Origin of the sequence: Bradyrhizobium sp. SRL28, assembly GCF_018596315.1 — a bacterium.
Classification (GTDB): Bacteria; Pseudomonadota; Alphaproteobacteria; order Rhizobiales; family Xanthobacteraceae; genus Bradyrhizobium.
Genome location: NZ_JAHEAG010000002.1, coordinates 369,316 through 392,121 on the forward strand (window position 1 = coordinate 369,316; position 22,806 = coordinate 392,121).

The following is a 22,806-nucleotide window of genomic DNA, read 5'->3' on the forward strand; positions in this document are numbered from 1 at the left end:
TTTCATTTCGGTTGGATGTGTATCGTTGTCGGCGTTTCATCGCGTCGCTCGCGTTGCGATGTGAATTGGGAAAGAAATGCTTCCAGCGACAATCTGCGTGCTGGATCGGAATGCAATTAGATGAAGGTCGCCACGCGTGTGCACTCGGGTTTTCGTGTGCACCATTGGTTAGAAGGCGGTGTGTGCACGATGTGTGCACCGGGAGATCAAAGAAAATCCAACGACAACCGACGCGAGCAGGCTGAGTGGGAATCCGCTGCAGTTAGTTGGCGGCAGACCGATGTCTGGTGAGGGGGAATCTTCTTCGGCAATTCGCGAATTTGCGCCGTCCGGAGAATCCACAGAACATCAGGTTCTAGAGGGCGCCGGTATTGCCAAAATGGAAAAGGTCTTTTTCGAATTTGTTCGTGACCGAGCTTGCTGCGGCATCCCTCTTGTAAATTCATTCGGAGCCTGCGACTGCTCGGCTTGATCAAGGCTTGCAGCAATAGCGGCCCGATCGCTATCGCGGCGAAGACGAGCAGCCGCCGCGATCAACAACAAAAGGGGGAGATCAATATGAGCGTCGCTTCGAGAGTCCTGACCGTTGCGCTCGGTCTTGTCATGGCCGGTATCGCGGGTTTTTGCGGCGTATCGGCAGCCGACACGCCGAAGGCGGTCGTGACGGTTCAGGCCGGCTTCATACCGGTGACCGACGTGGCGGCGCTCTATCTCGGCGAAGAGGTGGGTATCTTCAAGAAGCACGGCATCGATCTGAAAGTGAATATGGGGACGACCGGCGCGGCACTGGTTCCGTCGGTGATGAGCGGCGAATACCACTTCGCCTTCAGTTCCCTGGTGTCGCTGCTGCAGGCGCGCGACAAGGGATTGCCGGTCAAGATCATCGCTGCCGGTTCGAGTTCGACCGCAACCAGCGGCGCCGACGTCACGATGATTCACGCGGGACCGAACAGCGGCATCAAGTCGGCAAAGGATCTCGAAGGCAAGCAGTCAGCGTCAACGCACTCAATGGACTGCTGCAACTGCTTGGCAGGATCGCAGTGAAAGCCGATGGCGGTGACCCCAGCAAGGTCCGCTTCATCGAACTTGGTTTCGCGGACGCGCTGGCCGCGCTGCAATCCGGCAAGATCGACGCCATGGTCGGTGCGGAGCCGTTCGGCACCGCCGCCATCGCTGCGGGTTTCCCGGCGATCAACTCGCCCTACATCGCGATGTCGAAGAAGAGCATGCTGACCTCGGCCTATTTCACCTTTGAGAACCAGCTCAAGGGCAATCCGGAGCTGTTCAAGAGCATTCGGGCGGCGATCAACGAATCGCTCGACTATGCCCAGAAGAATCCTGACGGCGTCCGCAAGCAGCTGCCGAAGTTCACCAAGCTCGGCCCCGAGGTCGCCGCGAAATTGATTCTTCCGACCTACCTCACCGCGGTGCCGAAGGAATCGATCGAGCTATTCTCCACCTACGCCAAGGAATTCGGCATGATCAACAAGCCCACGGTGTATGACGACATCGTCTGGAGCGAGGCCAAGTAACGTGGCTCGACGTCTGAACAGCGTCAGCGGCTTTCTGCTGCTGGCCATTCTGTGGGAGGTCGCCCCGCGGCTTGGCCTTGCCGATCGACAATTCTTTCCGCCGCTCAGTAGGCTATTGGTCGAGCTGTTCAGCCTGGCCGCGACGCAGGAGTTCTGGGGGTACCTGCTGAGCACCGCGCGCACCTGGGCGATCGGCCTCGTGGTGGCGACAGCGGCCGGCGTGATCGCCGGCCTCGCGATCGGGCTCGTGCCCGGCGCGCGGACCTATACCCATTCCACCATCGAGTTCCTGCGCCCGATCCCCTCGGTGGCGTTGATTCCCGGCGTCATCTTGATTTTCGGCTCGCGCTATCAATCCGGCGTGGTGCTGATCACCTATGCGGCGTTCTGGCAGGTGCTGCTGCAGATGCTGTATGGCCTCAACGACATCGACGCGGTGGCCAGAGACACCGCGCGTTCGTTTCGATTCAGCCGGACCGGCTTCATCGTGCACGTCGCATGGCCGACGCTGCTGCCGTTTCTGTTCACCGGCATTCGGCTCGCCGCATCGATCGCGCTGGTGCTCGCTGTCACCGCGGAGATGGTGATCGGCACCTATGGTATCGGACGCGGCATCGTCGTCGCGCAGACCTCGAATGCGATCCCGACCATGTACGCGCTGGTGATCGTGACCGGCCTGATGGGCGTCGGAATCAACGTCGCGGCACGGGGGATCGAACAGCGCCTGCTGCGCTGGCACCCGTCGGTGCGCAATACGGCCGCGATCTGAGCCGGGGATACGGGGCAGCATGGTTCGGACCACCGGAAAAATTCTGCATCGTCTGGCGATCGAGCTCGTGCTTCCGCTCGCCTTGTTCGGGTTGTTGCTGGCGGTGAGCGCCAATTCGACCAATTTCTACTTTCCGCCGCTTGCCCGCGTGCTGGAGCGGTTCGATGCGCTGTGGCTCGGCCCGCGGTTTGTCACCGACGTGCTGCCGAGTCTCGGCCGCCTGATCGCTGGCTACGCCATCGCCTGCCTTGCGGGGGTCGTGATCGGCGTGCCGCTCGGCATGTTCGCCGCGCTGCGCCGCGCGGCGGAGCCGGTGCTGGAATTCTTTCGCGCGATCCCGCCGCCGGCACTGATTCCGGTGCTGGTGATGCTGGCCGGTTTCGGCGACACCATGAAGGTTGCGGTCATCGTCACCGGCGCGATCTGGCCGATACTGCTCAACACGGTGGAAGGCGTCAAAGGCGCCGATAGTGTGCTCGACGAGACCTGCCGCACGTACCAGATCAGGGGCATGAGCCGCTTGTGGAACTTCGTACTGCCGAGTGCCAGTCCGCAGATCGTGGTCGGCATGCGGGTCGGGCTGTCGATCGGCATCATCCTGATGGTGATCAGCGAGATGTTTGCCGCCACTACGGGACTCGGCGCCGCCATCATCGTGTTCCAGCGCAGTTTTGAGATCCCGGAGATGTGGAGCGGTGTGCTGATGCTCGGCCTGTTCGGGTTCGCGCTCTCGGTGGTTTTCAGGCTGTTCGAGCGGCGAGCGTTGAAATGGTATTACGGCATGCGAGATCTGGAAAGGCGAAGCTGAATGGCAATGAACGCAGTTGCGGTGGTGTCGGTGAGCCATCTCAACAAAGTCTACCAGTCCAGGGAGCGCCGGGTCGAAGCGATCGGCGATCTGACCTTCGACGTCGCGGCCGGCGACTTCACGTGCATCGTCGGCCCGTCGGGCGCCGGCAAGACCACCTTGCTAAAGTGTCTCTCCGGGCTGCTGGCGCCGACCTCTGGCGCGATTCTGGTCAATGGGCACGCGGTGGTCGGGCCGCCGGCGGAAATGGCGGTCGTGTTCCAGGAATACGGCCGCAGCCTGTTCCCGTGGAAGACCGTGCGGGAGAATATCGAGCTGCCGCTGCGCGAGAAGAAGATCGCGAGGACCGAGCGTGCGCGCCTGGTCGATGAGGCGCTGGAGGCGGTCGCACTCACCGGCGTCGCCGGTTCCTATCCCTGGCAGCTTTCGGGCGGCATGCAGCAGCGGGTGGCGATTGCGCGCGCTGTGGCCTATCAGCCGAAGGTGATGGTGCTCGATGAGCCGTTCGCAGCGGTCGATGCCCAGACCCGCGCCGATCTCGAAGACCTGATGCTTCGGCTCTGGAGCGAACTCGATCTCACGGTGATTTTCGTGACCCACGACATCGACGAGGCCGTCTATCTCGGCCAGCGCGTGCTGGTGCTGTCGTCGTCGCCCACCCGTGTTCTCGATGACGTCCCGATTGACATCGCGGGACCGCGTAGCCAGGCCACAACGCGGGTCGAACCCCGCTTTGCCGAACTGCGAACCCGCGTCTATCGCGGCATTCAGCAGGCGAAGGCGAGCGTCCATGGCTAGGTCTGTCCTTCGTCGGGTTAGCGCAGGAGCGCCCCCCCGGAATGGCGGCCTATTCGTCGCAGGAGATCCTCATGCAAGCGGCGCAGCGTGGTCGCTCGCAGCGGGGCGCGCCCTCTGGCCGATCGTCCCTTGCGCAAAACCTTGCTTCAAAATGCCGACCAGCTGGCGCACCGCCGGCTTATCGATCCGGTTCTTGGGAATCAGCGCCTTCACCCAGAATTCGGGCACCGGATAGTCCGGCAGCAAGGTAACGAGTTCGCCGCTCTCGATGCTGGGCATGGCGATGTGATTTGCGATCCGGGCGATGCCCATGCCGGCGATGGCCGCACGCAGCAGCAACTGGCTGTCGTTGGCGCTCAGTTTTGCCTTGACGTCGACGTTGATCAATCCGCGACGACTTTCGAAGGTCCAGTTCAGGCCGGTGGTGGCGAAGGTGAGGCAGTCGTGCTGCACCAGATCGCGCGGATGTTGCGGGGTGTCGCAGCGCTCCAAATAGGCGGGTGACGCGCAGACGACGCGCGGGTAAGGGCACAGCGGTTCGTCGATCACGCCGGGATAAGATGTCGGCAGCGCGCCGATGGCGAGATCAAAGCCTTCCTCGATCGGATTGACCGAACGATCGAGCATCACCAGCTCGATGCTGATCTTGGGATGAGCGATCTGGAAACGGGTCAGCATCTCGCCGAGATCGAGAATGGCGATGGTGGTCGGCGACTTGATCCGCAGATGACCTTCCATCTCGGAGGTCGAGACCTGGGATTCCTGGAAAATCGCATCAAGCTCCGTGACCAGCGTCTGCAGGCGCGGCAGCCGCGCTTCCCCGGCTCCGGTCAGGGAGATGCCCCGGGTCGAACGCTGCAGCAGCGGCACACCCATCTGGTCTTCCAGCCGATCGATTCGCTTGGTGATGACCGAGGGCACCACACCGAGTTGGCGCGCCGCGACCGAGATGCTGTTGGTGCGGGCGACCAGCAGGAAGGCCTTGATGTTTCGAACGGTGTCCATGGTCTTTCCCTTTTGCTGTTCCCATACGTCGCTGCAGGAACCCTAGCAGTTTTTCCAAAACGAGAATACTGACCACCTAAAACAGGTAGTTTATTTCCATGTTGCAAAAGGGCAGGCTGGCGCAAAGCAGTCCCTTCATCGCGGGCCGCGATCAGGAAACGTGCAAGGTCATCATGGGCGGCGGTTCTTTCTCTTTTCGTACCAAGGCGTCGACGGCGACGCGCACGGTGGTTCGCCACGGCAGCGCGCCGCTGTTTCGCGAGGCCGATGTTTGCGTGGTCGGGTCGGGGATATCAGGCGTATCGGCGGCGATCGAAGCCGCCCGGCTGGGCAAGCAGGTACTGCTGGTGGACGGGCTACCGGTGCTGGGCGGGCAGGCGGTCAATTCGATCGTCGGCACGATCTGCGGCATGTTTTCCAACGGTGCCGACGGCTACCAGGTGACCTACGGCATCGCCGAGGACATCATCCGCGACCTGTCCAAGACCGGCGCGATCCACTACCGCCAGGGCGTCAACAACATCATCGTCTACGACGAGGTCGCGCTCGGCCGCTGGATCGAGAACGCCATTCGCGAGGCCGGCATCACGGTGCTGCTCGGCGCCATCGTCCGTGAGGTCGAAGTCAAGGAGCGGCGGATCCGCTCGCTGTCGCTGGCGACACGTTACGGCGACGTTCGCGTCGGCGCCACCGGCTTCGTCGATGCCAGCGGCGACGCCGCGCTGGTGTGGCAGGCCGGGTTTCCGTGCCAGGAGGCCGCCGACGGCCCGGTGTTCGGGACCCAGATGGTGGTGCTCGAAGGCATCGACGAGGAGCACGTACCGAGCCGCGCCGAGCTGCCGGTGCGAATGCGCGAGAAGGGCGAACAATACGGCCTGGTCCGGCGTGAGGGATTGAGCTTTATCATTCCGGGCCGCGGCATAGCCGCAATGAACATGACCCATATGGAAACCCCGCTCGACCCGTTCGAGATGTCCACCAAGACTCTCGAAGGACGCGACCAGGCCGACCGCGCGGTGACATTCCTGAAGACCGAATTTCCCAAAGCGTTCGGCAAGGCGCGGGTGCGCGCCTACGGCTTTCCGGGCATCCGGCAGACCCGCTGGATCCGCGGCCGGCAGCAGCTCACGGTCGAGGACGTTGTCTCCGGGCGCAAATTCGACGACGCCATCGCGCGTACCGCCTGGCCGATCGAACTGCACGATTCCGGCAACGACCACGTCTGGCGGCCGTTCGGCGACGACCACATGCATTATGTTCCGTTCGGCAGCCTCACGCCGGCCGACGCCGACAACATCGTCGTCGCCGGCCGCTGCATCGATGCCGACAACGCTGCGCTCTCCAGCGTGCGGGTGATGGGACCCTGCATCGCGATGGGTGCGGCGGCCGCCCATGCGCTCGATCTCGCCGGCACCGGCAGCGTGCACCAGATCGATATGGAGGCGCTGAAAGTCCGCCTGCGCGACAATCTAGAGCGCAATGTCAGCGGACACGAGATTGCCCGCACTATTCGCCCCTTTGCAGAAGCGAACGCCTGATCATGAAGCTCACCGACGACGAACAGAGGATGCTGGATGGCGGCGAAGGTCCCGCCGTCCACCGCGCGATGGACCTTCTGGTGCGCTATGGGGAGGCGCTGGGCGCCGAACGGCTGGTACCGGTCAACAATGTCTGCGGCACCTTCGTCGCCGCCGGCCCAATGATCCGCGAATTCGCCAGCAAGGGCAACGACGCGATCTTTTCCGAATTCAATCTCGATAGCACCGAAAGGGTCGAGATGCCGCAGGTCAAGGCCTACACCTGCCATCTGGTGATGGGCATCGACAGCAAGCACCCGGAGATGAACCAGGGCCTTGAAGAGACGGTGCGGATTCAGAAAGAGGGCGAAAAGTTCTTCGGCGCCAAGGGCGTCAATATGCTGGCGACCTGCACGCCCTATCAGGTCGGCAATGTGCCTGTCATGGGCGAACACTGCGCCTGGATGGAATCCTCCGCGGTGATCTATTGCAACGCTGTGCTCGGCGCCCGGACCAACACCGAGGGACGCGAGAGCACCGGTGCGGCCAGTATCACCGGCCGGATTCCCTATTTCGGATTGCACATCCCGGAGAACCGCGTCGCTACTCACCTGATCGACGTGAAGGTGCCGGTGGACGACATGATGGACTGGGGCATTCTCGGTTACGCCATCGGTGAAATGGTGGAAGAGGACATTCCCGCCTTCCGCGGCCTCGTGGCGCAACCCAACATGATCAAGCTGAAGCACTTTGGTGCGGCGGCGGCGTCATCCGGCGGCGTGGAGATGTACCATATTCCCGGCGTGACGCCGGAGACCCGTTCGGAAGAATATGCTTTCGGCGGCCGTGCGCCGCTGACGACACTGGTTTATGGCGAGGCCGAGCGGCGGATAGCCTACGAGAAACTGAATTCGACAGCGAAGTCGCACGACGTCGATTTCATCATGCTCGGCTGTCCACACAACTCCATCGAACAGGTCGGTCTCGCCGCCCGCCTCTTGGAGGGCAGGCGGCTCAGCGCCAATACTTCGCTGTGGGTGTTCACGCCGCGCGCGCTGAAGGAAGTCGCCGATCGCAGCGGCTACACCGCGCTGATCGAGGCGGCGGGGGGACACGTCCTCACCGATACCTGTCCGGCGATCTCGCGCATCATGCCCAAGGACACAAAAGTGGTCGCCACCGACTCCGCCAAGCAGGCGCATTACCTTCCGGCCATTACCGGCGTGCAGGCCTGGTTCGGCTCGGTCGCCGATTGCGTCGAGGCGGCGGTCAGCGGGCGCTGGAACGGAGGCCTGCGATGAGCACGATCGTTCTGCACGGACGCAAGGTCGTCGGCGGCGTGTCTGAGGGCGAGGCGCTGGTGACGCGGGAGACCGTATCGGGCTGGGGCGGGTTCGATCCGCGGACCGGCAAGGTGGTCGAGACACGGCACGAATTATGCGGCATCTCGCTGAAGGACAAGGTCCTGGTTTTCCCCGGCGCCAAGGGCTCGTCGGGCTGGTCGCAATATTTTCATCTGGCGCGGCTCGCTGGTACGGCCCCGAAGGCCATTCTCTACAACCGGACCACCACCAAGGTCGCGCTCGGCGCGGTGGTGATGCGGGTGCCCGCCGTCACTGATTTCGACAGTGATCCGCTCGACATCATCGAGACCGGCGACTGGGTCAAGGTCGATGCCGACCGCGGCGTCGTGGAGATCACCAAGAAATCTGCGTGACCCTGCGCGCGGGACGGCGCGTGCAGGTTTTGAGAGCCCCACTAGAGGGACGACAGGGGACGAGGGAGCAAGATGACAAGGGCTGGTTTGCGTGTCGTCGCGGCGGCGGCCGTGCTGTGTGCGATCTCGTTTGGTGCGATGGCCCAGCAGGCCGACGATCCGGCGCTGGTTGCTGCTGCGAAGCAGGAAGGCAAGCTTACCTTCTACACCTCGTTTCTCGGCGCGCCGTTCCATCTCGCCGCCATCAAGAGCTTTGAGAAGAAATACGGCATCACTGTCGAATTGCTCGACGTCAGGGCCAGCGAACTGCGCGAGCGGCTGCGCACCGAACAGGCGGCCGGGCGCTTCATCGGGGACGTCATCCAGAACGGTGCGGCGACCATGATCCGCTCGCAGCGCGACGGCGAGCTGCAATCGCATGGCGGCATCGCCAACACCAAGCGGCTTTCGCCACAGCAGCCAGCGACCGACGTGCTGGTGCCGAGCTACATTCTGGCCTACGGCATCCTGGTCAACGCCGGCAAGGTCAAGGGTGAAGAGGAGCCGAAGAGCTGGAAGGACCTGCTCGATCCGGTCTGGAAGGACAAGATTCTCTGCGACGACATGCGCGCGCTCGGCGGCGGCCAGGTCATGTTCTCGGTGCTGCAGGATGCGTTCGGCCGTGACTTTCACGAAAAGCTCGCCACCCAGCAGCCGGTGTTCAGCCGTGACGTCGGCAATGACGAACGCCGCGTCGCGCGCGGCGAGTATCCGATGCGGATTCCGCAACTATTCTCCAACACCACCGTGCTCAGGGGTCTGCCGGTCAGGCTGGTGATCCCGCAGGAAGGCGTGCCCTATATCCGCTTCGACATGGCGTTGCTCAGGAACGCGCCGCACCCCAATGCCGCGCGGCTGTTCATCAATCATTATCTCGGCGACGAGGTGCAGCTGATCTATGCCAATGCGGGCCTGATCCCGGTGGTCCCGACCGCCGAAGGCGCCGTCAAGGAAGAGATGCGGGCTCTGACCGGCGCCAAGCTGCTCGGCACCACTAATGTCGACACCCAGGACGCCATGCTCGCGCTCGCCAAAGAAATCTACAAATAATCTGGGTTAGGGGAGGACATCATGCTTGATCGACGAGGATTTCTGGTCACCGGCGTCGCGCTGTCAGTACTGCCTAGGTTCGCACGTGCGCAAAACTCAAAGCCGCTGAAGATCGGCGTCATGAACGACATGTCCGGTCCTTACGCCGACCATCAGGGCATCGGCTCTGTGTTGTGCGCGCAGATGGCCGCAGACGATTTCGCCGCGAAAGCCGGCGTGCCGGTGGAGATCGTGTTTGCCGACCATCAGAACAAGCCGGACATCGGTCTCAACATCGCGCGCCGCTGGTATGACAACGAGAACGTCGACGTCATCCTCGACGTGCCAAATTCGGCCGTGGCGCTCGCCATTTCGGGGCTGACCCGGGAAAAGAACAAGATCCTGATCGGATCTGGTGCCGGATCGTCGGTATTGACTGGCGCGCAATGCTCGGCGAATTTCATTCACTGGACCTATGACACGTGGTCGCTCGGCCACAGCCTCGGCCGCGCTTTGACCCAGGACGGCGGCAAGACCTGGTTCTTCATCACGGCGGACTACGCCTTCGGCAAGGATCTTGAGCAGAGCGCCGCCGACGCGGTCACGGCCGCAGGCGGCAAGGTACTCGGCGCCGTGCGCCATCCGATCAACACTTCGGATTTTTCCTCCTATCTGCTTCAGGCGCAGGCATCCGGCGCCGATGTCATCGCGCTGGCGAATGCCGGGGACGACACCAGCAATTGCCTGAAGCAGGCGACTGAATTCGGCATCGGAAAGAAGCAGCGGCTGGCCGGCCTGATCCTCAATGTCACCAATATTCCCGCGATCGGCATCAAGGCGATCACCAACGTCAAGATCGTGGTGTCGTTCTATTGGGACATGAACGACGGAACTCGTACCTTCGCCAAACGCTATCAGGCCGCGCATCCGCGCAAGCTGATGCCCAACGACCAGCAGGCCGGCAATTATTCAGCGGTCCAGCATCTCATCAAGACGATGGCGCAGGTTAAGAGCGCCGCCGACGGCAAGGCGCTGGTCGATGCGATGAAAGCGATTCCGACCGACGACGTCATCTTCGGCAAGGGCGTTATTCGCGCCGATGGCCGGAAATTGCATCCGACCTATCTGCTCTCGGCGAAGACGCCGGAAGAATCGACCAGCGATTGGGACTGCTTCAAGCCAATCCGCACGATTCCGGTGGAGGAGGCCTGGCGGCCCTTGTCGGAAGGTGGCTGCCCGTTCGTGAAGAGCTGAGGGCGGCCGCCGAGATGCCGGAGAATTCGGAGCAGTTCGGCACGTTCGATTACATTGTCGTCGGCGCCGGATCGGCGGGTTGCGTTCTGGCCAATCGGTTGTCGCGCGATCCATCGGTGAGCGTGCTGCTGGTCGAAGCCGGCGGTCACGATCGTAATTTCTGGATTCATACCCCGGTCGGGCTCGGCCGAATTTTAGGCAACCCAAAGCACAACTGGGGTTTTGTGAGCGAACCAGAACCTCATGCCAATAACCGCATCACTGCGGTGCCGCGCGGTAAAGGGCTCGGTGGCTCGTCGTCGATCAACGCAATGTGCTACATCCGGGGACATGCGCGCGATTATGACGGGTGGCGCGATCTCGGCAATCCGGGCTGGGGCTGGGATGACGTGCTGCCTTACTTCCGTGCGATCGAAGACCATCCGCACGCCGAAGCGCACGAGGCGCATGGCGCGGGTGGCGAACTGACGGTTTCGGATACCCACTCGCCATGGGCTATCATCCACGCCTATAAGCGCGCGGTGATCGAAGCCGGCATCCCAGAGACGGAAGACTTCAACCGCGGCGACAATGCTGGCGTTGCCTTTGTGCAGGCGACGATCCGTAAGGGGCGGCGCTGGTCGGCGTCGCAGGCGTTCCTGCGCCCCGCGATGGCTCGTCCCAATCTGCGGGTCGTTCTGGAGGCCCACGTGCAGGCGGTCATGTATGAAGGCTGTCGCGTCACCGGCATCGCATTCCGGCGCAATAGCCGCCTCGAGAGCGCACAGGCGAGAGAAGAAGTGATCCTTGCGGCCGGCGCTATTGGTTCGCCCCAATTGCTGCAGGTTTCGGGAATCGGTCCTGGCGATGTTCTCGGCCGGCATGGCGTCGAAGTCCGGCATCATATGCCGGGCGTCGGTGAAAACATGCAGGATCACTGGCAGCTGCGCGTCACTTATCGCGTCCGCAACACAGTGACGATGAATCAATGGATCACCAATCCGCTGCGGCGCTATGCCATGGGGGCCTATTATCTGGCGACGCATCGCGGACCGATGAGCCTGCAGCCGCCGCAACTGTGCGCGTTTACGCGCAGCGATCCATCACGCGAGCAGGCAAACCTGCAGTTTCATGTCTCGCCATACAGTTCGGAAAGCGTGGGCGGTGAGGTGCATACGGAGCCGGGATTCTCGGCGCTGATCGCGGTGCTGCATCCTCACAGCACCGGCCATTGTCACATCACAAGCGCCGATATCTGTCAGGCTCCCGCCATTCTGCATAATTTCCTGGCTACCCCGGAGACGGAGCGGGTGGCGATCGAGACCATCCGCATGTCGCGGCGCATCGTCGCCCAGGATGCCCTCGCGCGGTTCGCGCCGGTCGAACTCGCGCCCGGCGGCAATGCCACCACGGACGCCGATCTTCTCGCTTATGCACGGCAGACGGTGATGACCGCATATCTTCAATCCGGCACATGCAAGATGGGGCCGGACAGCGACGCCTCGGCGGTGGTCGACGCCAGATTGCGAGTGCGCGGGATCGACGGGCTTCGCGTGGTCGATGCCTCGATCATGCCGCGTGTGGTGTCGGGAAACACCAACGCTCCGACCATGATGATCGCGGAAAAGGGCGCGGCGATGATCATCGCCGATCGAAAGTCCGGACACGCGGCGCGGGTTGCGTGACCGGGATGCCGCGCGCCTGCGTTAGTCGGCTTCGCCGAGGGTGACGCCGCCATCCACCACGATCTGCGCGCCGGTGACGAAGCGCGAGGCTTTCGATGCCAGATAGATCGCCGCGCCCTTGAGGTCGTCAGGACTTGCGACCTCATGCATCGGGCAGGCTCTTTCGAACGGCTTGCGCGCGTCGCTCGCCTTCAGCCGCCCGCCGCCGATATTGGTGATCACCGGGCCCGGTGCGATGGCGTTGACGAGAATGTTGAATTTGGCGAGTTCCAGCGCGGCCTGGCGGACGAATTGCGCGACACCGGCCTTGGAGGCGACATAGGCCGAGCCGACATGAATTTCGGTCTTGGTCGCTGAAATCGAGCTGGTCACGATGATGCGCCCGCCACCCTGCAGCTTCATTTGCGGCACCAAGGCCTGAAAGCTGCGGAACACCGAGGTGAGGTTGGTTTCCAGCACGCGTGTCCACAGTTCGTCGGGAATTGCCTCCAGCGAACGCTCCGGAAGCCGGCTTTTGTCGGCGCTGAGAAAGCCCGGTCCGCCGCTGATGCCGGCATTGACAAAGGCGACGTCGATGCGTCCGTAGCGTGCCACCGTCGCGGCGACGACGCGATCGAGATCGGCCCGCTCGGTGACGTCGACCGTCTCGCCCTCGACCTCCGCTCCGTGCGCCCTCAGCGTCGTCACCGTCGCGGCGAGCGTCTCGGGGTTGATATCGGCCACCATGATACGGGCGCCGTTTTGCGCCATCGCTTGCGCATAGGCGAGCCCAATGCCGCTGGCGCCACCGGTGATCAAGACAGCAAGGCCGCACACGTCGAACAGGTCGTTGATTTTCATGAATGTCTCCGGTGGAACGATGCAGGCGGTCGCGGGACGGTTGGCTCAAGGCGTCGGCTATTGGTCCCAATCGGCTCCGGTAAGATCCTGCGAGAGTTGAGCCAGCAGCGCATGCAGGCGTTCCTTGTCGACTTTGGTGAAGTTCTTGAACAGCCGGGCCTGGCGCTGCAGCGATACCTGCATCAGCTGGGCCGACAGTTTCTTGCCCTCCGGCGTCAGTTTGGCGATCGCAGCGCGGCCACGCGTCCGGGTCTGCGTCACCGAAACCAATTTGCGTTCCTCGAGCAGCACCAGGCTGCGGCTGACGGCGGCCTTGTCCAGATCGGCGGCGGCGGACAATTCGCCAACATTGAGGGCTTCGGTGCTCATGAGCACCAGCAGCAGTCGCCATTCCGCCATGCCGAGGTCGAAGGCGGCGCGGTAGTAGGCGCTGGCGCCGCGGTTGAGTCGCAGTCCGATGCTGACCAGCAGTACAGTGATGTGCTGCTGCGTCAGCAGCCCCGCAGTCGGTTGGCCCGGCGGCCCGCCGGTCCGGGCTTTCGCCTCCGGGACTTTCACCGCTGTCTTCACTGCCTTCTTGAGGCTCCGCATTCCGGCCGATCCTTGGGGCTCCGGCGCGGAAACCCGTCGGGTTCCCGGCGCATCGATCTGGATCAAATCAATTGACACGTCATTTATTGATGCGTCAATATAAGCCGGTCGCACGGCGACCAAAACCCTCAGCCGGACAGCGAATAGAGACCAGTTCATGGTGGCAGGCCGCCCATCAGCCGATAACGACCATCCGACGAGATACGTCGGCGCGATCGATTGCGATCTGCATCCGGCGTTGCCGGGGATGCAGGTGCTGCTGCCCTATCTCGATGATTACTGGCGCGAGATGGTCTCGGTTCGCGCGCTCGATCGTCTCAATCTCAGTCTGACCAGCTATCCGCAGAACGCGCCGCTGTCGTGCCGCCCGGACTGGAAACCCGAGGGGTACGCCAAGCCCGGTTCGTCGCTGGAGGCGATGCAGCGCCATGTGCTCGACCGCTACCAGCCCCGGTTCGGCATTCTGAACTGCCTCTACGGTGCGCAGGTAATGCACAGCGAGGACATGGCGGCGGTGTTTTGCCGCGCCACCAACGACTGGATTCGCGACGAATGGCTCAGCCGTGACCCGCGGTTGCGGGCCTCGATCGTGATCCCGGCCCACAATACTGAACTCGCGGTCGCGGAAATCGAACGTCGGGCCGACGATCCCCGCTTCGTGCAGGTGCTGATGCTGGTGTCCGGCGAAGTCACGCTCGGCCGGCGCCAGCTCTGGCCGATTTACCAGGCCGCCGAGCGGCTCGGCCTGCCGATCGGGGTTCACGCCGGCAGCGCCTATCGTTATGCGCCGACCGCGGTGGGATGGCCATCCTACTATGTCGAGGACTACGTTGCGCAATCCTCCGCTTTCGAGAACCAGTTGCAGAGCCTGATCTCGGAAGGCGTGTTCGCCAAATTTCCCGGGCTGAAGCTGGTCGCCATCGAGTCGGGGTTGACCTGGCTGAGCGGCTTCATCTGGCGCGCGGACAAGACCTGGAAGGGCGTGCGCGCCGAGGTGCCCTGGGTGACGCGCGCACCATCGGAGATCATTCGCGATCACGTCCGCTTCACGGTGCAGCCGATCGATGCGCCGGATGAGTTGGCGGCGATCATGCGCCTGATCGAGCATCTGGAATCCGACGCGCTGTTTTTGTTCTCGACAGACTATCCACACTGGCAATTCGACGGCGACGGCGCATTGCCCTCCGGACTTTCCGAGGCGGTGCTCCAGAAGATCCTGTACGGCAACGCGCTGGCAACCTATCCGCGGCTGGCCAAGGCCAACCACGCCATGGAGGTAAACGCATGAGCACGCTCGAGCTCGATCGCGGCCGGCCCACGGAAGCGAAATTGCGCGTGATCGATTGCGACATTCATCCAGCGATGAATGCCTGGACCGAGGTCCATCCTTATCTCGCCAAAAAATGGATCGAGCATCTGACGGTCTATGGCAGTCATCTGCGCCACGCCTTTTCCGAGGCGCTGACCCATCCGCGGATGTCGCCGGATGCGGCCCGTGTCGATGCCTATCCCGACGAGGGCGGCCCGCCGGGCTCCAGCCTGTCACTGATGCGGAGCCAGCATCTCGATCCCAACGGCGTCGCTTTCGGCATGCTGATTCCGCTGCGCTGGAATCCGGGCAGCCAGCGCAATCTGGATTTCGGCGTGGCACTGACCCAGGCGATGAACACCTGGCAGGTCGAGCGCTGGGTCAAGAACGAGCCGCGGCTGCGGGCGTCGATCCTGATCGCGCAGGAAGACACCGTGGGATCGGTCGCGGAAATCGAGGCGCGGGCGTCCGATCCGAATTTCACCCAGATTCTGCTGCTGCCGCGGACCGACGAGCCGTTGGGCCGCCGCCGCTATTGGCCTATCTTCGAGGCCGCGGCGCGCAACAATCTGCCGGTCGCGGTCCATGTCGGTGGCACCAACGGTCATCCGTCGACCGGCGGCGGCTGGCCGTCCTATTACATGGAAGAGCATCACGCGGTCGCCGAAACCATGCAATCGGTGCTGTCGAGCCTGGTTTTCGAAGGCGTATTCGAGCGGTTTCCGGCACTGCGCGTCGTGATCATGGAGGGCGGGCTCGGCTGGATCCCGTCGTTCAGCGCGCGGATGGACAAGCACTGGCTGCGTCTGCGCAGCGAAGTGCCGCATCTCAAGCGCAGCCCGTCGGAATATGTCCGCGAGCATGTCTGGTTCACCACGCAGCCAATGGAGGAGCCGGGCCGCGCTTCGCAGCTAATCGACCTGTTCGACCGCATCGGCTGGGACCGCCTGCTGTTCTCGACCGATTATCCGCATTGGGATTTCGACGATCCGCGCCACGCCTTCAAGGCGCCGCTCAGCGAGGCGCAGCGCGCCCAGCTGCTTTATGGCAACGCCCAGGCGTTCTACGGGATCGGCTGATGGCGCGTCACGTCGTTGCCACCGTGGACGACATCGCTCCCGGCCAGCGCAAGCTGGTGCAGGTGGAGGGCCGCGACATCGGGATTTTCAATGTCGGCGGCGAGTTCTTCGCCATCGCCAACCGCTGTCCGCATGAAGGCGCGTCGCTGTGCAAGGGCCGTGTGGTCGGCCTCGTGGAATCCAGCGAGCCGGGGTCCTATCAGTTCAGTCGGCCCGGCGAGATGGTCCGCTGCCCCTGGCATGGTTGGGAATTCGATCTCCGCACTGGAAAATCATTCTGTGATCCGCGCCGCACCAAGGTTCGCGCCTTTGATCTGAAAGTGGAAGAAGGCGCAGCGCTGGTCGAGGAGACGCTGCTTCGAGCCGAGACATTTCCGGTTTCGATCGAGCGGCAATATGTGGTGATCGAAGTTTGAAGGCCGCGGTAATGCGGCCGGTAGCAAAGCAATAAAATATGGGGAGAACAGACGTGTTGACGAAATTGAAGCGTACCGCATTGGCGATCGGGCTTACCGGTCTTCTTGCCAGCCTCGCATTCCCGGCGTCAGCACAAGACGGCGGCTGGGACTCCGTCGTCGCCGCCGGCAAGAAAGAGGGCAAGGTCGTTGTCTACAGCATGGCGCTGGGGGCACCATATTATTTGGCGGTTCTGAAATCGTTCGAGGCGAAATACGGCATCAAGGTGGAGAGCCTCGATCTGCGCGCCAGCGAACTCGCCGAGCGGGTCCGGACCGAGCAGGCCGCCGGCCGCTTCCTGGGTGATACCGAGATCATCACCACCACCATGATCGAGGAACAGCGCAAGACCGGCGATTACATCCAGGCCGTCGGCACTATTCCCAATGTCAAGAATTTGCGAGCCCCGTTCAAGGCCACCGAGGTCAGCGTTCCCGCCTATGTGCAACCAATGGGAATCCTGATCAATACGCGCATCGTCAAGCCGGAGGACGAGCCGAAGAGCTGGGAGGACCTCAACGATCCCCGATGGAAGGGTAAGATCCTTTCCGACGACATGCGTCCGCTCGGCAGCGGCAATACCATGTTCGCCATCTTGCAGAAAAAGCTGGGCGCCGCGTTCAACGAAAAGCTGGCGGAACAGAAACCGGTTTTCAGCCGCGACATGCGCAACGACGCGCGGCGAGTGGCGCGCGGCGAATACCCGATCTACGTCCCGCAGATCTTCGCGTTTGCTTCCGATCTGAAGGGACTTCCGGTCAAGGTGGTGATTCCGAAGGAGGGCGCGCCCTACGCCATGATGGAATTCGCCATGCTGAAGAACGCCGCCCATCCCAACGCCGCGCGGCTTCTGATCAACCACTTCCTCGAAGCGGAGTCGCAACTGCTCTACGCCAATGGCTGGATGCTGCCGGTGGTCGAAGGCGTCGCCGACCGCGCCAATGACGATGCCAAGGCGTTCGCCAACGCCAAGCTGATGGGACCGGCCCTGCTGGAGGAGCGTCCGGCGATGATGGAGCTCGCCAAAAAGCTTTACCAGTAATTCCTCGATGACCTCGACCTCGCTCTCGTCGCAACAGATCGAACGCCCGGCGTCTGCGCCGTCGAGCCGGCTGCAAGGCCTGCGCGACGGCAAGCTGCCGCGGCGGCTCGCGGTCGCGGCGCTGGTTCTGCTGCTCGCCTTTCTCTCGCTCTACCCGTTGTCGATGCTGTTGTACGGGAGCCTGCACACCACGCCGCCCGGTATCCCCGGAACCTTCGACCTGTCCGGCTACCGCCAGGTGCTGACCTGGCCGACTGCCGTGCTGTTCGCCAATACGGTCGGCATCTCTCTGCTAAAGACCGTCATCTCGCTGGCGCTGGCCGTGCTGTTCGGCTGGATCATCGCGCGCACCAACACGCCGGCGCGCGGCGCACTGGAAGTGCTGATCACGCTGCCGTTCTTCGTGCCGCCGATACTCACCGCGATGGCGTGGGGCATGCTCGGCAACCCGCAGGTCGGCGTCATCAATCTGGCCTGGCGCTGGATCACCGGCTCGGACAATGCGCTGGTGAACGTCTATTCCTATGGCGGCGTGGTCTGGCACATGCTGCAATATTCGACGCCGTTCCTGTTTCTGTTCGTCGTTGAGGCCTTTCGCTCGATGGATCCCGCGCTCGAAGAAGCCAGCCGGATGTGCGGCGCTTCGCAGTGGCGGACCTTTCGCCGCGTTACCTTCGCGCTGATGCTGCCGGCCATCGTCACCGCGTTCCTGCTCAGCTTTATCCGCGGGTTGGAAAGCTTCGAATCGCCGCTGTTCTTCGGAACGCCGGCGAAAATCGAAGTGATCACCACCGCGATCTACAATTCAATCCATCACCAGTCGATCGCCAATTACCAGTTCGCCACCGCCTTGAGCTTCTCCATCATGGCGCTGATGTTCCTGCTGGTGCTGTGGCAATGGCGGCTGTTGCGCGGCAAGAGTTTCCAGACTGTAACGGGAAAGGGCTATTCGCCGCGGCTGATCGATCTCGGTCCGTGGCGCTGGCTGACTTTTGGGCTGTGCGTGGCGTTCTTCCTGATCAGCGTCGTGCTGCCGATCGGCCAGCTGATCCTGGGATCGTTCTTCCAGTTTTTCGGCTTCTACCAGTGGGACATGCTGACCCTGGAGCATTATCGCTCCGTGCTGGGCAATAGCGAAGTCTGGCGGGCGTTCCGCAATACCTTCCTGCTCGGCCTGGTCGGTGCATCGAGCACGATGCTGCTCGGCGCTATCGTCGCCTATATCTCGACGCGGACGCGATGGGCAGGCCGCCAGGTGCTCGACGTGCTGGCGTGGCTGCCTTGGATGATGCCCGGCATGGTGCTGGCGGTGGGATTCCTGTGGGGGTTTGCCTTTCTGCCCTCGGCAATCTCGATCTACGGAACCATCTGGGCGCTGCTGATTGCCTATGTCGCGCTGGGCACGCCGATCGCGGTGCGGGTGATGTCGGCGGCCTACCGCCAGCTGTCGTTCGATCTCGAGGAATGCTCGCGGGTTCATGGCGCGACCTGGTGGCAGACCTTGTGGCGGATCATGATTGCGCTGGCCTGGCCGTCCTTTGCCGTCGGATGGGTGCTGACCTTTTTCGGCATCATGCGCGAACTGAGCGCCTCGGTATTACTCTATTCGGTCGGCTCCGAAGTACTTTCCGTGGTGCTGCTGCGGATGTGGGAAAACGGACAGGCCGAAACGGTCAGCGTCATCGGCTTGATGATGATGCTCCTGGTATTCGTCTTCCGCTGGGTTCAGCTCCGACTGATCAAGCGCTACATCAGTACCCTCTAGACTGGATTTGCCGTGTCAGAACTCGTCCTCGAAAATGTCTCGCGTGCCTTCGGCGGTTTCGTCGCGGTCGATGGCATCGATCTAAGGGTCGACGCCGGCGAGTTCGTCACCTTGCTCGGGCCGTCGGGCTGCGGCAAGACCACGACGCTGCGCATGGTGGCTGGGCTCGAGGAGACCACCGGTGGGCGGATATCGATCGGCGCGCGCGTGGTCAATGATCCCGCAAAGAGCATTCATCTGCCGCCGGATCGCCGGCGGCTCGGCATGGTGTTTCAATCCTATGCGATCTGGCCGCACATGCGGGTGTTCGACAATGTGGCATATCCCCTGCGCGTGCGCCGCAGGCCGGAAAGCGAAATCCGTCAGCGCGTCGAAAAAGCGCTGACGCTGGTCGAGATGGACCATTTTTCTGACCGTCCGGCGCCGGCGCTGTCGGGCGGGCAGCAGCAGCGGGTGGCGATCGCGCGTGCGCTGGTGTTCGAGCCCGAAGTGCTGCTGCTCGATGAGCCGCTCAGTAACCTCGATGCGCGGTTGCGGGCGCAAATGGGCGACGAATTCCGCTCGCTGCAAAAGCGCCTCGGCATCACAACGCTCTATGTGACGCACGATCAGGACGAAGCCATGGCGCTGTCGGATCGCGTGGTGCTGATGCGGTCCGGCAAGATTCTCCAGGCAGGCCCGCCGCAGGACATCTATCAGCGTCCGAATTCGGAAGCCGTGGCGACATTCTTTGGTGCGCCGAATCTGCTCGACGCCACCGTGACGACGGTGGAGGCGGCTGCGAATTCGTTCAAGCTCGGGGTGCGGGGCGAGAGCTGGCAGGGTGTCGCCTATGGCGATCAGCGCTTTGCGGCCGGCGACCGGGTCCGCATTCTGGTCAGACCGGAGGATATAACGGCGGGTGTGGTGCCGGACGAAGTCGACGCCGAGTGGCGCGGCGAGGTGCTGAATTCCGTGTTTCGCGGCGCGCGGCGTACCCTGCTTGTGCGCACGCAGGCCGGGGAGCTCCGGATTGAGGTTCCGGCGCTGACGTGTCCCAAGGTCGGGGAAACCATCAAAATCGCTGCCGCCAAATCCGCGCTTTGGGCCTTGGCATCTCCCTGAAATCGAGATTTGAAATCAGGAGGCTTAACGATGACGCACAGTGTGCGATCGCCGCGAAACGCGCCTCCGTCGCTCCTTCGAGATCTGTTTGCGATAAACCGTCAACATCTGTAGCTTGACGGTGATTTTCCCAGACTGACCTTGTTACCAAACTAAAGGTAGTACGTGAGCGTCGATTTCAAGAAACTCAGCAGTTTCGTCAAGATCGTCGACACGGGCAGCATGTCGCGTGCCGCCAACACTCTTCGGATCGCCCAACCGGCGTTGAGCCAGCAGGTCGCCGCGCTCGAGGCGCATTTCAAGCAAAAGCTGCTTCTGCGTAGCAATCACGGGGTCGCCCCGACGGAAGCCGGTTTTACCCTTTACCGCCACGCCCAGGCGATGCTCAAGCAACTGGAACAGTCCCAGCGCGACGTGACCAAGGCGACCACTTCCCTGCAGGGGCATGTCTCGATAGGCCTTGCCACCTTCAGCGGCGCCGCCAATTTTGCGGGGCCTTTACTGCTTGCACTTGCGGACAAGCATCCGGACATTGTGCTCAACATCAGTGACAGTTTTGGCCATGTCCTGAGCGAGTTGGTCATCTCCGGCCGGCTCGACATGGCGCTGATCTACAGCTTTGGAGCGATCAAGGGCACGCGCCTGCAGCCATTGTTCCGGGAGGAATTCTTCCTCGTCGCTCCGCGCTCGCTGAAATTGCCCGGACGGCCGAATGATCCCGTCGAGCTTGCCGCGTTGCAGGGCGTCAAGATGTTGCTGCCAAGCAGTTACCATTTCCTGCGCAAGCTGATCGAAGCTTCTTTTGCCCACGTCCGCATTGCACCGCGCGTGGCAGCCGAGATCGAGTCCCTGACGACGATGCGCGTTGCCTTGAATGCAGGGCTTGGCCCGACCATCCTGCCAAGTTCGGCCGCGGAACAGTTCCGGGGGTGCGAGAACCTGGTGACGCGCCGCCTCATCCGACCCGTCATCTCCGCAACGATCTCGCTTTGCCAATCCGATCATCTGCCGCTTTCCGAGGCGGCTCTGGTTGTTCGCGAGATCGTCCTGAAAATGGCGGTGGATTTCGCAGCTGCGGAGGGCATGCCGCCTGCGAACGGTCCGGCCGGCCGAAAGCGCAGCTCACGTCGCGATCCGCCATAAGCATTTGTTATGACGGTAGAATGAGATCGAAGAAGCCGGCTGTCGATTGATCGTTCTAAGCTTCGTTCCGTCGCTGACGGGGATGATTGGACCAAAAGGCTTAAGCTAGGCCGACACCCTGATCTTATGTCTGTCGGTTTGAGGAGGGGTGTCATGTCCAGTCGTTTCGCTTCCGCTGTGAGCGTCGCAGTTGCATCGTTCGCGCTGTCCTGCTCCGTTGTCTTTCCTGCGATGGCACAATCCGATGTCGTGCGTATCGGCATCGTCAGTCCCAATACGGGAGCGGCCGCGCGCTACGGCGCTTTCGCTTGGCGGGGAGCACAACTGGCCCGCGATGAAATCAATGCTGCGGGTGGTATCAACGGCAAGAAAATCGTGCTGTTCCAGGGCGACAGTCAGTGCATTCCGACCGAAGGCGTGTCCTCGGTGCAGCGCATGATCGCGCAGGACAAGGTTCGCGTTGTTATCGGTGATGTCTGCAGCTCGGTCACGATCGCCATGCAGCCCGTAGTGGAGAATGCCGGTGTCCTGCTCGTCAACGCGGCCTCGTCCAATCCCGACATCACCTATAAGGCTGGTGTCGGCGGCTTCAAATGGTCATTCCGCAACTATCCGACTGACGAGAACCGCGCTTCGGTTGTGCTCAAATATGCGACCGAGCAAAAGAAGATCAAGAAGTTCGCCGTACTCTCCGTCGACAGCGACTATGGCCGTGGCGCGATCGTGCTGACCAAGAAATATCTCGGCGAATTCGGCGCCGAGATTGTCAGCGAGGATTATTACAAGGACAAGGAAGCGGATTTCCGCCCGGTTCTGGCCAATATCCGCCGCTCGGGTGCTGGCGCCATCATCATGTACGGACTTGCCGATACGACGCCCATCATCGCCCGTCAGATGGTTGAGGCCGGACTTGCCGGCAAGGTCATCTTGATCGGCAGTGCCGAATTCAACAATCCCGAAGCGATCAAGATCGCTCCGACAGCGCTGAACGGCGCAGTCGAGGCCGCGGCCTATGTGCCTGAATGGGATACGCCGAAGAATCACGAATTCGTCGCCACTTACCGCAAGGCCTATGCCGGTGAGACTCCCAACGTCCACGCCTATGCCTATTGGGAAACGATGCGGCTGGTAGCCGCCGCGGCCAAGGAAGCCAAGAGCGACAACCAGGACGATATTCGCAAGACGCTTTCGACGATGTCCTATGAGGGCGTCATGGGCAAGGTGACCTTCGACGATCACAATCAGGCCAATCTGCCGATGATCCTGTTTGAGATCATCGACGGAAAGCCCGTGATCAAGGGTACGTTCAATACCCAGATCAAATATTCGACCCGCTGAGCAGATC

Annotated in this window: 22 protein-coding genes; 19 read left to right on the forward strand and 3 right to left on the reverse strand. The window is 62.3% G+C overall.

Features of this window, described 5'->3' with window-relative positions; all coding sequences use genetic code 11:
• The first annotated feature begins 558 nt into the window (after nt 1-558).
• Genes KIP88_RS47810 through KIP88_RS06150 form a run of 5 tightly spaced genes read left to right on the forward strand, consistent with a single transcriptional unit; the run spans nt 559 to nt 3,907 of the window.
• Complete coding sequence (locus KIP88_RS47810; RefSeq protein WP_214486962.1) at nt 559-1,044, forward strand: ABC transporter substrate-binding protein; 486 nt, start codon at nt 559-561, stop codon at nt 1,042-1,044.
• The gene (locus tag KIP88_RS47815) at nt 1,041-1,532 is read left to right on the forward strand and encodes an ABC transporter substrate-binding protein (RefSeq protein ID WP_214486963.1); all 492 of its coding nucleotides are present in this window, start codon (nt 1,041-1,043) and stop codon (nt 1,530-1,532) included. The genes KIP88_RS47810 and KIP88_RS47815 overlap by 4 nt, the downstream gene beginning before the upstream one ends.
• A gap of 1 nt (nt 1,533) precedes the next feature.
• On the forward strand, nt 1,534-2,301 hold the full coding sequence (locus KIP88_RS06140; RefSeq protein WP_214486964.1) for an ABC transporter permease: 768 nt from the start codon (nt 1,534-1,536) through the stop codon (nt 2,299-2,301).
• 19 nt (nt 2,302-2,320) lie between these two features.
• Nucleotides 2,321-3,109, forward strand: coding sequence for an ABC transporter permease (locus tag KIP88_RS06145; RefSeq protein WP_214486965.1), 789 nt, complete (start codon nt 2,321-2,323; stop codon nt 3,107-3,109).
• Complete coding sequence (locus KIP88_RS06150) at nt 3,110-3,907, forward strand: ABC transporter ATP-binding protein (protein WP_214486966.1); 798 nt, start codon at nt 3,110-3,112, stop codon at nt 3,905-3,907.
• Between the two features lie 69 nt (nt 3,908-3,976).
• Here the strand turns inward: KIP88_RS06150 and KIP88_RS06155 are convergent, their stop codons facing one another.
• Nucleotides 3,977-4,912: a LysR family transcriptional regulator gene (locus tag KIP88_RS06155; RefSeq protein WP_214486967.1), complete on the reverse strand. Its 936-nt coding sequence runs from the start codon at nt 4,910-4,912 to the stop codon at nt 3,977-3,979.
• 98 nt (nt 4,913-5,010) lie between these two features.
• Here KIP88_RS06155 and KIP88_RS06160 point away from each other — a divergent pair, with 98 nt between their 5' ends.
• The 6 genes from KIP88_RS06160 to KIP88_RS06185 all read left to right on the forward strand — a co-directional run bounded on the left by KIP88_RS06160 (nt 5,011) and on the right by KIP88_RS06185 (nt 12,132).
• Complete coding sequence (locus tag KIP88_RS06160; protein WP_249790546.1) at nt 5,011-6,450, forward strand: FAD-dependent oxidoreductase; 1,440 nt, start codon at nt 5,011-5,013, stop codon at nt 6,448-6,450.
• A 2-nt stretch (nt 6,451-6,452) separates the two neighbouring features.
• A complete protein-coding gene (locus KIP88_RS06165; protein ID WP_214486968.1) occupies nt 6,453-7,730 on the forward strand; it encodes an aconitase X catalytic domain-containing protein in 1,278 nt (425 codons plus the stop codon).
• Complete coding sequence (locus tag KIP88_RS06170; RefSeq protein ID WP_214486969.1) at nt 7,727-8,146, forward strand: aconitase X swivel domain-containing protein; 420 nt, start codon at nt 7,727-7,729, stop codon at nt 8,144-8,146. The genes KIP88_RS06165 and KIP88_RS06170 overlap by 4 nt, the downstream gene beginning before the upstream one ends.
• A gap of 72 nt (nt 8,147-8,218) precedes the next feature.
• Nucleotides 8,219-9,235, forward strand: a complete 1,017-nt coding sequence (locus tag KIP88_RS06175) for an ABC transporter substrate-binding protein (protein ID WP_214486970.1) — start codon at nt 8,219-8,221, stop codon at nt 9,233-9,235.
• Between the two features lie 21 nt (nt 9,236-9,256).
• On the forward strand, nt 9,257-10,468 hold the full coding sequence (locus KIP88_RS06180; protein WP_214486971.1) for an ABC transporter substrate-binding protein: 1,212 nt from the start codon (nt 9,257-9,259) through the stop codon (nt 10,466-10,468).
• A gap of 14 nt (nt 10,469-10,482) precedes the next feature.
• Nucleotides 10,483-12,132, forward strand: a complete 1,650-nt coding sequence (locus tag KIP88_RS06185) for a GMC family oxidoreductase (protein WP_214486972.1) — start codon at nt 10,483-10,485, stop codon at nt 12,130-12,132.
• A gap of 21 nt (nt 12,133-12,153) precedes the next feature.
• Here the strand turns inward: KIP88_RS06185 and KIP88_RS06190 are convergent, their stop codons facing one another.
• Entirely contained in the window at nt 12,154-12,972 is an 819-nt protein-coding gene (locus tag KIP88_RS06190) for an SDR family NAD(P)-dependent oxidoreductase (protein ID WP_214486973.1), read from the reverse strand.
• Nucleotides 12,973-13,029: 57 nt separating this feature from the next.
• On the reverse strand, nt 13,030-13,563 hold the full coding sequence (locus KIP88_RS06195; RefSeq protein WP_214486974.1) for a MarR family winged helix-turn-helix transcriptional regulator: 534 nt from the start codon (nt 13,561-13,563) through the stop codon (nt 13,030-13,032).
• 157 nt (nt 13,564-13,720) lie between these two features.
• On the opposite strand from KIP88_RS06195, the gene KIP88_RS06200 reads away from it, so the two are divergent.
• From KIP88_RS06200 to KIP88_RS06235, 8 genes are all read left to right on the forward strand, one after another.
• A complete protein-coding gene (locus tag KIP88_RS06200; protein WP_214486975.1) occupies nt 13,721-14,851 on the forward strand; it encodes an amidohydrolase family protein in 1,131 nt (376 codons plus the stop codon).
• The gene (locus tag KIP88_RS06205) at nt 14,848-15,951 is read left to right on the forward strand and encodes an amidohydrolase family protein (protein WP_214486976.1); all 1,104 of its coding nucleotides are present in this window, start codon (nt 14,848-14,850) and stop codon (nt 15,949-15,951) included. The genes KIP88_RS06200 and KIP88_RS06205 overlap by 4 nt, the downstream gene beginning before the upstream one ends.
• Nucleotides 15,951-16,367: a Rieske (2Fe-2S) protein gene (locus KIP88_RS06210; protein ID WP_214486977.1), complete on the forward strand. Its 417-nt coding sequence runs from the start codon at nt 15,951-15,953 to the stop codon at nt 16,365-16,367. The genes KIP88_RS06205 and KIP88_RS06210 overlap by 1 nt, the downstream gene beginning before the upstream one ends.
• 53 nt (nt 16,368-16,420) lie before the next feature.
• Complete coding sequence (locus KIP88_RS06215; protein WP_308163265.1) at nt 16,421-17,449, forward strand: extracellular solute-binding protein; 1,029 nt, start codon at nt 16,421-16,423, stop codon at nt 17,447-17,449.
• Nucleotides 17,450-17,456: 7 nt separating this feature from the next.
• Complete coding sequence (locus KIP88_RS06220) at nt 17,457-19,214, forward strand: iron ABC transporter permease (protein WP_249790547.1); 1,758 nt, start codon at nt 17,457-17,459, stop codon at nt 19,212-19,214.
• A gap of 12 nt (nt 19,215-19,226) precedes the next feature.
• Nucleotides 19,227-20,318, forward strand: coding sequence for an ABC transporter ATP-binding protein (locus tag KIP88_RS48125; RefSeq protein ID WP_214486979.1), 1,092 nt, complete (start codon nt 19,227-19,229; stop codon nt 20,316-20,318).
• 165 nt (nt 20,319-20,483) lie between these two features.
• Entirely contained in the window at nt 20,484-21,461 is a 978-nt protein-coding gene (gene nac / locus KIP88_RS06230; RefSeq protein WP_214486980.1) for a nitrogen assimilation transcriptional regulator NAC, read from the forward strand.
• A 153-nt stretch (nt 21,462-21,614) separates the two neighbouring features.
• Entirely contained in the window at nt 21,615-22,799 is a 1,185-nt protein-coding gene (locus KIP88_RS06235) for an ABC transporter substrate-binding protein (RefSeq protein ID WP_214486981.1), read from the forward strand.
• The last annotated feature ends 7 nt before the right edge of the window (nt 22,800-22,806 follow it).